Below are 13,279 nucleotides of genomic sequence, written 5' to 3' on the forward strand. Positions count from 1 at the left end.
AGCGTGGGAGGCGGCCGGAGGGAGGCGTCAGTCCGGGAGCGCGAGGACGAGCTTGCCCTGGACGTGTCCGGACTCGCTCAGCTCATGGGCCTTGGCCGCCTCCGCGAAAGGCAGGACCGCCTCCACGTGGATACGCAGGCGATTGCTCGCCAGGAGCGAGGCGATCTTCCCCAGGCGGACGCCCGACGGCTCCGTCTGGACGACCGCGAAGCGCATGCCTCGGGCGTCCACGTCCTCGGGGGAGAGGCCGAGGTCGCCGGGGATCGCCGAGATCAACAGACCTCCGGGACGCAGGGTGTTGAGCGTGCGCGGGCCGTAGTCGCCGCCGATCAGGTCGAGGGCCACGTCCATGTCGTGTACGACGGTGGCGAAGTCCGTGGCCGTGTAGTCGACCGCCTCGTCGATGCCGAGGTCGTACAGGAAGCCGTGCTTGTCGGCGCGCGCCGTGCCGATGACATACGCGCCCTCCGCCTTGGCGAGCTGTACTGCCGCGTGGCCGACACCGCCCGCCGCCGCGTGCACCAGCACACGTGTGCCCGGGGCGACTTGGGCCAGGTCGACGAGGGCCTGCCAGGCGGTGAGCGTCGCCGTGGGCGCGGCTGCCGCGTGGACGTGGTCCAGTGTCGTGGGCTTGGCCGCGAAGTGCTCGGCCGGCGCGGTGACGTGCTCCGCGTAGCCGCCGGCCGGGATCTTGCCGAAGACCTCGTCACCGGGGCGGAGCAGCGTGACACCCTCACCGGTCGCCTCGACCACGCCCGAGACATCGCCGCCCAGGGTGAACGGCGGCTCCCCGAGGACCGGAGCCGCCCCTGAACGCACCAGCCGGTCAAGGGCGTTGACCCCCACCGCACGCACCCTCAACAACACCTCACCCGGACCTGGAGCGGGCCGCTCCCGCTCCTCGATCACCAGAACCTCCGGTCCGCCGAACCGGTGCTGGGCCATCACACGCGTACGTGGGAGTGCGGTGGTCATCGGGTCTCCCTCCCGAAGCCGAAGCCGAAGCCGAAGCCGAAGCCGGAATCGCGAACCGCTCCACTCCCCATCGTGCTCCCGAAGCGAGCCGTCCGCACCCCGCCTTCCGCACCCGCCGCCCCCGCGATACTGGCGCGATGACCCTCCGACTGCGTACCGCTCACACGGCCGATCTCGCCCCCGCAGAGCTCCGCGCCGTCCGCACTCTCCTGGACGACGCCTTCGAGGGCGACTTCAGCGAGGAGGACTGGGACCACACGCTCGGCGGCGTCCACGCCCTCGTGCACGACGACACCGGTCTCGCCGCACACGGCGCGGTGGTCCAGCGCCGGGTGCTGCACCACGGCCGCTCGCTGCGCACCGGTTACGTCGAGGGCGTCGCGGTCCGCGCGGACGTCCGGCGCCAGGGGCTCGGCGGCCGGGTCATGGCCGCCCTGGAAGGGGTCATCGACCGCGCGTACTCACTCGGCGCGCTCTCCGCCACGAACGAGGGCGAGGGCCTGTACGCCGCTCGCGGCTGGCAGCCTTGGCCGGGCCGGATCCACGCCTTCAGCCCGGACAGCCCGGACGGCATCGTGCACCTCCCGGACGAAGAGGTCTGGCTCTTCCTCCGCCCTGCCTCCGTCGGCCGGCTCGACCCTGCGTACGAACTTGTCTTCGACTGGCGCGACGGCGACGTGCTCTGACCGGATCGGTCATCTACGCAGGTCAGGCGGGTGTGACTCATTCCACCGTCTCAGATAGTAGGAAGTCCGAGTAATTGTGGAGACAGACGCCCGGTCCTCGCTTAGCTTTGTAGAAGCCGAACGTCTCGCTCGATCAAGCGAATGGCGGTCGTGAGCCGGAGCCCTAGGCAGGCAACCCCTGCGGCCCGCTCGCCCGCCCCACCCGGCGTCTCGTAACCCCTTCCGCACTCCGTGCTGTCATAAGGAGTCGATTTCCCATGGCCGAGACGACCGTCCGCCGAGTCCGTCACGTCTCCCGTACGAGCGAGTCCGACCGTAAGAACGCCGCCGCCGCACTCCAGCGCGCCCTCGACCGCAGGGACAACGGCGGCGCGACGGGCCACTGAGCCCCCGCCTTCGATGGGCCGCTGAGCCCTCGGCTTCCGGGAGCCGCAACCCGTAAGTGGTGCGGCGCGGCCTCAACTGCCGCGCCGCACCTCGAAGTAGTCGATGCGCCCACCGTTCTGCGCGAGCGCCGACACCTTGAGTTTCGCGGACGAGCCGGTCTCCGCCTCGATCGCGAGAAACGAAAAGCCGGTGTAGCGAACCCGGGACCACTCCACGGTCTCCGGGTTCTCCGACTTCCCCTTGGTCCAGCGGAAGCTGTCGACCGACTCTCGGTCGTTCACCTTCCCCTCGTAACTGTCCTCCACCCCGTCCGGAAAGCCGTACAGCTCCTTGCCGGCGCCGCCCGCGGTGACGTACACGGTCCCGTCGCGCGTCGGATCCGTCGAGGCGCCCACGGGCACACGCTTGCCGACCTCGCCGCCCTTGATCGCATCGGTCCGTTCGTAGACGTGGTTGTGCCCGTTGATGACCAGGTCCACCTGGTGCTTGGTGAACAGCGGCAGCCAGGCGTCGCGCAGGCCGCCGTCCGAGGCGTGCGTCGACGTCGAGTACATGCAGTGGTGGAAGAACACCACAATGAAATCAACGGACTTGCGCAGCTCCCCGAGCCGCTTGTCCAGCCACTCGCTCTGCTTCCCGTCCGAGTAGCCGAGGTTGGCGGGTATCTCGTACGAGACGTCGTTCGCGTCGAGCGCCACGATGCCGACATTGCCGTACGTGAACGAGTAGACGCCCGGCGACCTCTTCGGATCGAAGCCGTTGTCCGGGAGTGACCAGCGGGCCGCCTGGCCGCCGTAGCCGTCGGGGGAGTACCAGGCCTCCATGTCGTGGTTGCCGGTCGTCACCATCCAGGGCACGGACTTCGCGACGGACTCGGTCTGTGCGAGGAACTGGTCCCAGACCCGGGCGTCGTATGTGTCCGAGTCCTTGCCGTGGCCCGTCGTGTCGGCGTAACAGATGTCGCCCGCGTGGAGGTGGAAGGACGGGTTCTGGCCGAGGATCACCTGGTCGTTGGCGAGCGCGTCATAGCTGACGCCCTGGTCGCCGAAGGCCGTGAACACGAACTGCTCGGGGCGTGCGGGCGCCGTACGGAATGAGCCGACCGTCGACAGGCGTTCTGCCGACGTCGGGTCGAAGCCCTCGTGGCCGACGCCGTAGTAGTACGTCGTGCCGGGCTTGAGGCCGTCGAGAGCGGCGTGCAGGTAGTACTGCTCGACCGCGGGCAGCTTCTTCGACAGGGATGGCGTGCGCAGGTCCCGGACCTCGGCGTCGATCCTGCGGCTCAGGTCCCAGGGCTTCGAGCCCACCCGCACATATGGCTTCCTGACGGCGAAAGGCACCTGCCAGGAGATCCGCATCTGCGTCTTCGGGTCGGCGCCGAAGGCGAGATGGCGGCCGAAGGGCGCGACCACGGAGCCGGGGACGCGACCCGTGACGGGATCCGTCACCGGTGAGGACGTCGTCCGCGCGGGGCTCGCCGAGTCCTCGCCCGTACAGCCGGCCAGCAGCCCCGCGCCCGCGAAGGCGCCGGCGGTCACCAGCGCGCGCCGCGACAGTCTCGCCCGCAGGTACTCGTGCTGCTCCGCCATGCTCATACGGCGGGCCAGCTGCTCGGGGATGCCGACGTTCGGGACGGGGTGCTCGGGCGGTGACCCGCCGGGTGGAACAGTCATGGTGGGAGAACTTCCCAGCGAGTCCCAACACAGGCCTGACTTCTGGGTGAACGGAGACTGACCAGCCGATGCGGCGTCACCCGACGCTCCGCAGACGGGCTATAGATGGGTCATGCATGTTGTCCGTATCGCGGACGCGTCGTGTCATCCCGTGGGACGGAGGAGTAGGGTGCCGACATGTCTCGCAGCCTCAATCTCGCAGTGATCCCCGGTGACGGCATCGGCCAAGAGGTCGTTGCCCAGGGCCTGAAGGTGCTCTCCGCCGTCCTTCCGCAGGATGTGAAGCTGGAGACCAAGGAGTACGACTTCGGCGCCAAGCGTTACCACGCCACCGGAGAGACCCTCACCGACGCGGACGTCGACGCGCTCAAGAAGCACGACGCGATCCTGCTCGGCGCGATCGGTGACCCGAGCGTGCCGTCCGGCGTCCTGGAGCGCGGCTTCCTGCTGAAGCTCCGCTTCCTCTTCGATCACCACGTCAACCTGCGTCCGTCGAAGCTCCTGCCGGGCGTCGCCACCCCGCTCGCGGGCCAGCCCGAGATCGACTTCATCGTGGTCCGCGAGGGCACCGAGGGGCCGTACACCGGCAACGGCGGCACCATCCGCAAGGGCACCCCCCACGAGGTCGCCACCGAGGTCTCCGTCAACACGGCCTTCGGTGTCGAGCGCGTCGTCCGCGACGCCTTCGCCCGTGCTCAGGCCCGCCCGCGCAAGAAGCTGGCGCTGATCCACAAGAACAACGTGCTGGCCTTCGCGGGTCACCTGTGGACCAACATCTTCAACAAGGTGGCCGAGGAGTTCCCCGACGTCACCACCGAGTACATGCACGTGGACGCGGCGACGATCTACCTCGTCACGCAGCCCGAACGCTTCGACGTGATCGTCACCGACAACCTCTTCGGCGACATCATCACCGACCTCGCCGCGGCCGTCTCCGGAGGCATCGGCGTCGCCGCGAGCGGGAACATCAACCCGTCCGGCGAGTTCCCCTCGATGTTCGAGCCCGTGCACGGCTCGGCGCCCGACATCGCAGGCCAGGGCAAGGCCGACCCGTCCGCCACCGTCCTGTCCGTCGCCCTCCTGCTGCGTCACCTCGGCTTCGAGGCCGAGGCCGCCCGCATCGAGGACGCCGTCTCGGTCGACCTCGCGGAGCGCGGCACCACGACCCGTACGACCGACGAAATCGGCGACGCGCTCGCCGCCCGAGTATCCGGCTGACCCGCCGGAACTCCTCGAGCCGCCGGGTCGCTTTCGCACCCGGCGGCTTTTCCTATGTCCCGCCGGGTGCCACCATCATCCCCTGGGCCGCATTCACACCCATATCCTCCACGGCTCCGTTCACGCGATAATCGAACGTGGAGCCGCGGATTGAGGGAATGCTCGGGCGTCCTAGCACTGGCCATCGGCCAGTATGGGCGTGAGCGCGGCCCCTACAGACAACCGGTGAAGGACAACCACTCATGACGACGCCCACGATCGAGCTCAAGCCCTCCGCGCAGCCGCTCTCCGACGCGGAGCGGGAGGCGATCCTCGCCAGCCCCGGGTTCGGCCGCCACTTCACCGATCACATGGTGACGGTCAAGTGGACCGAGGGTCGCGGCTGGCACGACGGGCAGCTCGTGCCGTACGGGCCGCTCTCCCTCGACCCCGCGACCAACGTCCTGCACTATGCGCAGGAGATCTTCGAGGGCCTCAAGGCCTACCGGCAGCCGGACGGCTCGGTCGCCACCTTCCGTCCGGAGAAGAACGCCGAGCGCTTCCAGCGGTCCGCCCGCCGTCTCGCCATGCCCGAGCTGCCCGTCGAGACGTTCATCGAGGCCTGCGACCTGCTCGTCCGGCAGGACAAGGCATGGGTGCCGGCGCATGGCGGCGAGGAGTCGCTCTACCTGCGCCCATTCATGATCGCGACCGAGGTCGGTCTGGGCGTGAAGCCCGCGAACGAGTACCTGTTCATGGTCATCGCCTCCCCGGCCGGCGCCTACTTCCCGGGCGGCGTGAAGCCCGTCTCGATCTGGGCCTCCGACGACCGCGTGCGCGCCGTCCCCGGCGGCATGGGCGACGCCAAGACCGGCGGCAACTACGCCGCGTCCCTGCTCGCCCAGGCCGAGGCCGCCGCGAAGGGCTGCGACCAGGTCTGCTACCTCGACGCCGTCGAGCACAAGTGGGTCGAGGAACTGGGCGGCATGAACCTGTACTTCGTGTACGGAGACAAGATCGTCACCCCCACACTGACGGGCTCCATCCTGGAGGGCGTCACCCGGGACTCGCTGCTCTCGGTCGCCGCCGACCTCGGTTACCAGTCCGAGGAGGCGCGCATCTCCATCGACCAGTGGCGCGACGACACCGCGAACGGCAGCCTCACCGAGGTCTTCGCCTGCGGCACCGCCGCCGTCATCACGCCCGTCGGTACGGTCAAGTGCCACGCCGGCGAGTGGCAGCAGAGCGGCGGACAGCCCGGCGCGGTCACACTGAAGCTGCGCGAGGCGCTGCTCGACATCCAGCGCGGGGTGAGCGAGGACAAGCACGGCTGGATGCACAACCTCGGCTGACGGCCTTTGTCCGAAGCCGTGTTGGTCCCCGCACTCCCCAATTGGAGGGCGGGGACCGGTTGTTCACGGTCCCGGAACGCCAACCGCCTGACACGCACGGACGCCTGACGCACCGTCCAGGTTGTACGCATTCCGTCTGATTGACCCCGTACCGCTGGTGCGTTTGTATCCCTGTGGGCCCCGGCGCTGGGCCGGGGGAGCAAGCGACCAACGGGGAACATGGGGGAAGCATGACCACTGCACGGAGGGTTGCGCTCGGCGCTGCCCTGATCACCGCGCTCACCGGCGTCGCGTTGCCCGCGTCGGCCGCGCCACAGCCCGTGCCGCGCACCGAGAAGGCCAGCGTGGCACCGGACGGCACCGATGGGGACGCCTGGTCGACGGCTGAGGGGTTAAGCGCCGACGGACGGTACCTCGCCTTCACCTCGCAGGCCACGAATCTCGTCCCGGGTGACACGAACGACGCGCGGGACGCCTTCGTACGGGATCTGAGAACCGGTGAAACCCGCCGGGTGAGCACCGCAGCGGACGGCACGCAGGCCGACACCGGAGTCCACGACATCTCGCTGAGCGCCAACGGCCGCTACGCGGCGTTCAGTTCCAACGCGAGCAACCTGGTGCCCGGTGACACGGGCGGCCGCACACACGTCTACGTGAAGGACCTCAAAACGGGTGCGGTCGACCGGATCAAGGACGTCGCGCCCGGATACGACACCGAGAACTCGCCGGTGATCAGCGCGAACGGACGCTATGTCGCCCTCGTCGCCGGACGTTCCGAACCCGTCCAGGGCGACGCGTGGGGCAGTGTCCACCGGGTCGACCGCAAAACGGGCACGGCGGTCAGGGTCAGCCAGGTCCCCGCACCCAACCGGCCCAGGTCGGTCACCAACATCTCGATCAGTGCCGACGGCGAACGGGTCGGCTACCAGTTCTTCGTCCCGTTCCCCTCCAGCGGCGACTGGAGCGACATCTACGTCCGCGACGTACCGAGCGGGAAGCTGTGGCAGGCCGACAAGGCGCCGGACGGTGCGGTCTCCGACGCTCAGTCCGAGTACTCGTCCCTCAGCGCGGACGGCCGTTATGCGCTGTTCCGCTCGCTCGACTCGAAGCTGACGCCGGGCGACACCAACAACGGACACAACGCGTTCATCCGCGACCTCGAGACCGGTGAGCTGCATCGGATCGACGCAACGGACCCGTCGGAGTCCACCGGGTCCGCCGTGCTCAGTGCCGACAACCGCCGTCTCGCGTTCGTCTCGTCCCGGCCGAACACCGGCGACCACACGAGCCATGTGTACGTACGCGATCTGCGCACCGGGCGCACCGAGCTGGTCAGTCCCGACAGCGAGGGCGGCCTGAACGACGACTCGGCGATCTCGCCGGTGATCGACGCGCACGGTCGCCGGGTGGCCTTCAGCTCGTACTCGGCCGACCTGGTGCCCGGCGACACCTACGACCATCAGCACGCGTACGTCCGCCATCTGCGCTGAGGTGCTCCCGACCCGGCGCACCCATGCGCTGGGTGACGTCCCGCTCGCATTCTGAGACAACCATGAGCACGGGGGCAGTCTGTGCCACACTGCCCCCGTGCTCTCGTTCGCCACGATTATTGGCAGCAGGCGCGCCGGTCCGCAGTGACCGCCCCGTACGACCACGTACGGGCGGACACCGTCGTCCTCGACCCGCGCGCAGACCTCTCGCACCCGCGAGAGGTTTTTCTGTTTCCCGGCCCAACCGCAGCCGGGGCCGGAGCGCAAGGGATTATGAGGGCGGTGGAGCCGGTCATTCCGGTAGACCGCATCCCACACAGGAGCCAGTAGAGATGACAGACGCAACCGACGAGAATCAGGGTCCCTCCAACGTCGACGACGACTTCCACGTCTTCGACACGACGCTGCGCGACGGTGCGCAGCGCGAGGGCATCAACCTCACCGTCGCGGACAAGCTGGCCATCGCACGGCACCTGGACGACTTCGGCGTGGGCTTCATCGAGGGCGGCTGGCCCGGCGCCAACCCGCGCGACACCGAGTTCTTCGCCCGCGCCGGGCAGGAGATCCACTTCAAGCACGCCCAGCTCGTCGCCTTCGGCGCCACACGCCGCCCGGGCGGCAAGGCCGCCGAGGACGCCCAGGTCAACGCGCTCCTCGAGTCCGGCGCGCCCGTCATCTGCCTGGTCGCCAAGTCCCATGACCGGCATGTCGAGCTGGCCCTGCGTACGACACTCGACGAGAACCTGGAGATGGTCCGCGACACGGTGTCGTACCTCCGCTCCCAGGGGCGCCGGGTGTTCGTCGACTGCGAGCACTTCTTCGACGGCTACCGGGCGAACCCCGAGTACGCGAAGGCGGTCGTACGGGCGGCCTCGGAAGCGGGCGCCGACGTGGTCGTGCTCTGCGACACCAACGGCGGCATGCTGCCGGCCCAGGTCCAGGCCGTGGTCGCCACGGTCCTGGCCGACACGGGCGCCCGGCTCGGCATCCACGCCCAGGACGACACGGGGTGCGCGGTCGCGAACACCCTGGCCGCGGTTGACGCGGGTGCGACGCACGTCCAGTGCACGGCGAACGGATACGGGGAGCGGGTCGGCAACTCGAACCTGTTCCCGGTGGTGGCGGCACTGGAGCTGAAGTACGGCAAGAAGGTCCTCCCCGAGGGCGCGCTGTCCGAGATGACGCGCATCTCGCACGCGATCGCCGAGGTCGTGAACCTCACGCCGTCCACGCATGAGCCGTACGTAGGGGTCTCGGCCTTCGCGCACAAGGCGGGACTGCACGCGTCGGCGATCAAGGTCGACCCGGATCTGTACCAGCACATCAACCCCGAGCAGGTCGGCAACACCATGCGGATGCTGGTCTCCGACATGGCGGGCCGGGCGTCGATCGAGCTCAAGGGCAAGGAACTGGGCATCGACCTGGGCGACGACCGTGAGCTGGTGGGCCGGGTCGTGGAGAGGGTCAAGGAGCGCGAGCTCAAGGGGTACACGTACGAGGCTGCCGACGCCTCCTTCGAGCTTCTGCTCCGGGCGGAGGTGGAGGGCAAGGTCCGTAAGTACTTCGAGGTGGAGTCCTGGCGGGCGATCGTCGAGGACCGTCCCGACGGCTCCCACGCCAACGAGGCCACGGTCAAGCTCTTCGCCAAGGGCGAGCGCATCGTCGCGACGGCGGAGGGGAACGGTCCGGTGAACGCGCTGGACAAGACTCTGCGCGTGGCCCTGGAGAAGATCTACCCGCAGCTGGCCAAGCTCGACCTGGTCGACTACAAGGTCCGCATCCTGGAGGGCAAGCACGGCACCTCCTCCACGACACGGGTCCTCATCTCCACGTCGGACGGTGCGGGGGAGTGGTCGACGGTGGGCGTGGCGGACAACGTGATCGCCGCGTCGTGGCAGGCCCTGGAGGACGCGTACACGTACGGCTTGCTGCGGGCCGGGGTCGAGCCGGCGGAGTAGAGGGAGCAAGGGGGCAAAGAGGGGCAAGGTGGACGGTGCTGCTCCCGGAGTGCACCGTCCACCCCACTTTGTGCCGTGCAGGAGTAAATTCGATGGTATGAAGGCCGCACTGAACCGTGGACTGACCATACTGGTGATCGCGTTCGCGGCCTTGGCGGTGCTCTCCGTCGGGGCCACGCGCGCCCATGCCGCAACAGATGTCTCGACGGTCGCGGAGGCCCTGCAGGAGAGCCCCGTGTACGTCGACCCGTCCATGTCCGGGCAACTGCCGAAGGCCGACGCCGAGGCCCTGGCCGACAAGATCGAGGACGCCGACAAGCCGGTCTTCGTCGCGGTACTTCCCGCCGACTTCCCGAAGCAGGACCTGTTCCAGAATCTGCGCACGGCGACCGGGGTCACCGGCCTGTACGCGATCCGGCTCGGTGACGAGTTCGACGCGAAGGCCGACGCGGCCGTCCTGCCGCCGAACGGCGTGGAGAACCTCGTCAACAGCGTCGAGGACGAGGACGGCACCAAGAACCAGCTCGACGACTTCACGGACCGCGCCCTCATGAACGTCGGTGGCTCCGCCCCCAGCAGCTGGACCAACGGTGGCGACGACGTCCCGACCGGCGCGCTGATCGGTGCCGGTGCGGTGCTCGCGGCCGGTGGCGCGGGTGCCTACACGCTCGTACGCCGCAACCGCCGTATGAAGGAAGAGGAGCGGCAGGCGGCGCTCGAGAAGCTCCGCGTGGTCGTCGACGAGGACATCACAGCGTTCGGTGAGGAGCTCGACCGGCTCGACTTCCACCCCGCCGAGAAGGGCGCGGACGACGCGATGCGCGCCGACTACGAGCGCGCCCTCGACGCGTACGAACAGGCGAAGTCGTTCATGGCCGCGGCGCAGCGTCCCGAGGAGGTACGCGCGGTCACCCAGGCGCTGGAGGACGGCCGCTTCTCACTCGCCGTGCTCGCCGCGCGTCGCGAGGGCCGTCCGCCGCCCGCGCGCCGTGCCCCCTGCTTCTTCGACCCGCGACACGGCCCGTCGGTCGCCGACACGACCTGGACACCCGACGGCGGCACACCCCGCGAGGTGCCGGTCTGCGCCGCCGACCGCACCCGCCTGGCCGACGGCCTCGACCCCGCCGCCCGGGAGGTCGACACCGACACCGGCCGCCGTCCCTACTGGGAGGCGGGCCCGGCCTACGGCCCCTGGGCCGGCGGCTACTTCGGCGGCGGCATCCTTCCCGGTCTCCTCATCGGCACGTTGCTCGGCTCGATGATGGCCAGCCCCTCGTACGCGGCCACCTACGGCTCCGGCTACGGCGACTTCGGAGGCGGCGGCTACGAGGGCGGCGATGTCTCCGGCGCGGACTTCTCCTCCGGTGACTTCGGAGGGGGTTTCGGCGACGGTGGCTTCGGTGGGGGCGACTTCGGAGGCGGTTTCTGAGGCATCCCGTAATCCCGTAAAGGGCAAGGGCAAGGGCAAGGGCAAGGGGAACGGGTCCGGCGCAAAGGGCGCCGGACCCGCGTACGTTCGTACGAAGCTGTGCGTCGGTACGAGGCGTCGTACCAGGCCTACGTCAGAGAGAAGCCGCCGCCGAAGCGATCGCCGAGGCGAACGTGGAGACCTCCGTGTAGACGCCCGGAGCGTCCGGTCGAGCGCAGCCGTCGCCCCAGCTGACTATGCCGACCTGGATCCATTCACCGGCGTTGTCCTTGCGGAACATCGGCCCGCCGGAGTCACCCTGGCAGGTGTCGACGCCGCCCTGCTCGAAGCCGGCGCAGATCTCTTCGCCCGCCACGAGGTCACTGTAGAAACCGCCGTAGCCCTCACACGTGGCGTCGTCGATGAACGGCACGGTCGCCTTGAGCATGTAGCGCTGCTGGGCCCCGCCCTCGGTGGCCGCACCCCAGCCGGCGACGGTGAAGTCACCGGTGTTGTACTGGCTGTTGGTGGCGATCTTCAGCGTCGGCAGGTTGATGGGCTGGGCGAGCTTGATGAGCGCCCAGTCCTTGCCGGTGCCGTTGTAGCCCGGGGCCTGGAGGACCTTGGTGGAGCGCACCTGGACACGGCCGCTCGAGCTCTGCAGGTCCACGACGCCGGCGGTGGCCGTGATGCTGGTGTTGTTGCCCGAGCGGCTCACGCAGTGCGCGGCGGTGAGGACGATCTGCTGGGTGTAGAGCGCACCTCCACAGCCCATGGAGAGCCGCACCATGAACGGGAACTCACCCTGCGCGGCGCGGGTTCCGCCCACGACGGGCGGAGTGGCGGCCGTAGCGCTGACGGGCTGAAGGCTGACGATCGCGAGGGCGGCGGCGCCGAGGACGGCGCATCTCTTGAACGCCTTGAGGAGCTTCTTCAACGTGATGCCTTCCGTGGGGGGTTGGGCATTGATGTTGGTTGATTTATGTCAGGAGCATGCCAAAGAGGTAACAGAAGATCGCACCTTCAGCGGCATGAGCTGGTGTTTTCTGTTGGAGGATTATGAGAACGCGGCACGCGCCGCCACAAGGCACGAATTCCGGCCATCCGTGTCCGATTCCCGGGCGGGGGCGCCCCCGCCCGGGGCACGTGGATTTGCGGCTCCGTCGGGTCGAAGGCTCCGACACCGGCACTGTCCGCTGCTGAAAGCCGAAAAAGTTCAGTTCAGCGTGGCAAGTTCACCCAGGACTCGGGCTGCCGGAGCCGGGGTGACCAACCACTTCAGGTGACTGCCCTCAAGAGTGCGGACGTCGTACGGATTGTCCGGCGTCAGCTCATTGCCCTCGCGGATCAGCCGGTCCTGCATGGCGAGCGGCATGCTCGCGTCGTCGGCCAGGCGGACGAAGGTCTTCGGGACGCGCCCCCACGTCGCTGCCTGCGCCCGGTCGGTGGAGGTGCCGACGTCCAGGTTCTCGTCGGGCTGGAAGGTGTTCAGGAAGGTCAGGAACTCCTCGTCGGTGCCGTCGGCGAGGAAGGCCGCCTTGAGCGCCGCGAGGGCGTCCGGATCCGCGGTGCGGAAGTTGACGCGGAGCAGGCCGAGTTCGGCCGGGTTCCCCGCCATCGCCGAAACCAGGGAGGCGGCGTCGACCGTGGTCATCTCCGGCTCGGCGTAGTAGTCGCCGACATCGAGAGCGACCGGGCACCAGGCCGCGACATAGACGATGCGGTCGATCAGGTCCGGCCGCGCGTTGGCCGCGGCCGTGGCCGTGGCACCGCCCCGGCTATGGGCGACAAGGATCACGGGGCCATTCCGCTTGGCCCGTTCCAGGATCCCGATCAGGTGCGCAGCGTTGTCGGCGAGCGTGACACCCTTGATCGAACCGGGCGCGGTGGCGAGCGCGTCCAGATCCTGGGGCGCCTGATAGGCGCGGGGGAAGGTCGCCCCGAAGCCGTGGCCGGGAAGGTCGACGGCGACCGAACGGTGTCCCAGGAGGCCGAGTTCGGCCTGGAGCGGTGCCAAGGAGAAGGAGTTCGCGAAGGCTCCGTGGACCAGTACGAACGTCGGTTGCATCTTTCTGCTCACTCTCTGGCGTCGGCGGCACGCGCATCGTCAGCCCCATCGCCACGAGTAACCTCGCGGCCGAGGAACGCGCCTT

11 protein-coding genes are annotated in these 13,279 nt (G+C 69.0%); 7 read left to right on the forward strand and 4 right to left on the reverse strand.

Translation table 11 applies throughout. From position 1 onward, the window contains the following. Positions 1-27: 27 nt before the first annotated feature. Positions 28-975: an NADP-dependent oxidoreductase gene (locus tag ACFYO0_RS32575; RefSeq protein WP_388683315.1), complete on the reverse strand. Its 948-nt coding sequence runs from the start codon at positions 973-975 to the stop codon at positions 28-30. Between the two features lie 137 nt (positions 976-1,112). Here ACFYO0_RS32575 and ACFYO0_RS32580 point away from each other — a divergent pair, with 137 nt between their 5' ends. Both ACFYO0_RS32580 and ACFYO0_RS32585 read left to right on the forward strand, forming a co-directional pair. Beyond that, entirely contained in the window at positions 1,113-1,661 is a 549-nt protein-coding gene (locus ACFYO0_RS32580; RefSeq protein WP_388683317.1) for a GNAT family N-acetyltransferase, read from the forward strand. 257 nt (positions 1,662-1,918) lie between these two features. Beyond that, complete coding sequence (locus tag ACFYO0_RS32585) at positions 1,919-2,047, forward strand: hypothetical protein (protein WP_121406138.1); 129 nt, start codon at positions 1,919-1,921, stop codon at positions 2,045-2,047. A 72-nt stretch (positions 2,048-2,119) separates the two neighbouring features. On the opposite strand, the gene ACFYO0_RS32590 is transcribed toward ACFYO0_RS32585, so the two are convergent. Continuing rightward, positions 2,120-3,721, reverse strand: a complete 1,602-nt coding sequence (locus tag ACFYO0_RS32590) for a fibronectin type III domain-containing protein (RefSeq protein WP_388683320.1) — start codon at positions 3,719-3,721, stop codon at positions 2,120-2,122. A 177-nt stretch (positions 3,722-3,898) separates the two neighbouring features. Between ACFYO0_RS32590 and ACFYO0_RS32595 the strand changes: the two genes are divergently transcribed. From ACFYO0_RS32595 to ACFYO0_RS32615, 5 genes are all read left to right on the forward strand, one after another. Next, positions 3,899-4,939 (forward strand): 3-isopropylmalate dehydrogenase, encoded by a 1,041-nt coding sequence (locus ACFYO0_RS32595; protein ID WP_388683323.1) that lies wholly within the window; start codon positions 3,899-3,901, stop codon positions 4,937-4,939. Positions 4,940-5,181: 242 nt separating this feature from the next. Next, positions 5,182-6,270, forward strand: a complete 1,089-nt coding sequence (locus tag ACFYO0_RS32600) for a branched-chain amino acid aminotransferase (protein WP_388683326.1) — start codon at positions 5,182-5,184, stop codon at positions 6,268-6,270. Between the two features lie 230 nt (positions 6,271-6,500). Further along, the gene (locus ACFYO0_RS32605) at positions 6,501-7,760 is read left to right on the forward strand and encodes a TolB family protein (protein WP_388683328.1); all 1,260 of its coding nucleotides are present in this window, start codon (positions 6,501-6,503) and stop codon (positions 7,758-7,760) included. A 332-nt stretch (positions 7,761-8,092) separates the two neighbouring features. After that, positions 8,093-9,718: a citramalate synthase gene (cimA, locus tag ACFYO0_RS32610; RefSeq protein WP_388683330.1), complete on the forward strand. Its 1,626-nt coding sequence runs from the start codon at positions 8,093-8,095 to the stop codon at positions 9,716-9,718. A gap of 97 nt (positions 9,719-9,815) precedes the next feature. Further along, positions 9,816-11,147: a hypothetical protein gene (locus ACFYO0_RS32615; protein ID WP_388683332.1), complete on the forward strand. Its 1,332-nt coding sequence runs from the start codon at positions 9,816-9,818 to the stop codon at positions 11,145-11,147. A gap of 133 nt (positions 11,148-11,280) precedes the next feature. On the opposite strand, the gene ACFYO0_RS32620 is transcribed toward ACFYO0_RS32615, so the two are convergent. After that, positions 11,281-12,063, reverse strand: coding sequence for a S1 family peptidase (locus ACFYO0_RS32620; protein WP_388683334.1), 783 nt, complete (start codon positions 12,061-12,063; stop codon positions 11,281-11,283). Between the two features lie 279 nt (positions 12,064-12,342). After that, entirely contained in the window at positions 12,343-13,194 is an 852-nt protein-coding gene (locus tag ACFYO0_RS32625) for an alpha/beta hydrolase (RefSeq protein WP_388683336.1), read from the reverse strand. Positions 13,195-13,279 lie beyond the last annotated feature (85 nt).

Origin of the sequence: Streptomyces sp. NPDC006365, assembly GCF_042870755.1 — a bacterium.
Lineage (GTDB): Bacteria > Actinomycetota > Actinomycetes > Streptomycetales > Streptomycetaceae > Streptomyces > Streptomyces xiangluensis.

Coding starts and splice junctions, on each gene's coding strand:
- ACFYO0_RS32575 (WP_388683315.1), bottom strand. CDS start 975: ATGACCACCGCACTCCCACGTACGCGTGTGATGGCCCAGCACCGGTTC.
- ACFYO0_RS32580 (WP_388683317.1), top strand. CDS start 1,113: ATGACCCTCCGACTGCGTACCGCTCACACGGCCGATCTCGCCCCCGCA.
- ACFYO0_RS32585 (WP_121406138.1), top strand. CDS start 1,919: ATGGCCGAGACGACCGTCCGCCGAGTCCGTCACGTCTCCCGTACGAGC.
- ACFYO0_RS32590 (WP_388683320.1), bottom strand. CDS start 3,721: ATGACTGTTCCACCCGGCGGGTCACCGCCCGAGCACCCCGTCCCGAAC.
- ACFYO0_RS32595 (WP_388683323.1), top strand. CDS start 3,899: ATGTCTCGCAGCCTCAATCTCGCAGTGATCCCCGGTGACGGCATCGGC.
- ACFYO0_RS32600 (WP_388683326.1), top strand. CDS start 5,182: ATGACGACGCCCACGATCGAGCTCAAGCCCTCCGCGCAGCCGCTCTCC.
- ACFYO0_RS32605 (WP_388683328.1), top strand. CDS start 6,501: ATGACCACTGCACGGAGGGTTGCGCTCGGCGCTGCCCTGATCACCGCG.
- cimA (WP_388683330.1), top strand. CDS start 8,093: ATGACAGACGCAACCGACGAGAATCAGGGTCCCTCCAACGTCGACGAC.
- ACFYO0_RS32615 (WP_388683332.1), top strand. CDS start 9,816: ATGAAGGCCGCACTGAACCGTGGACTGACCATACTGGTGATCGCGTTC.
- ACFYO0_RS32625 (WP_388683336.1), bottom strand. CDS start 13,194: ATGCAACCGACGTTCGTACTGGTCCACGGAGCCTTCGCGAACTCCTTC.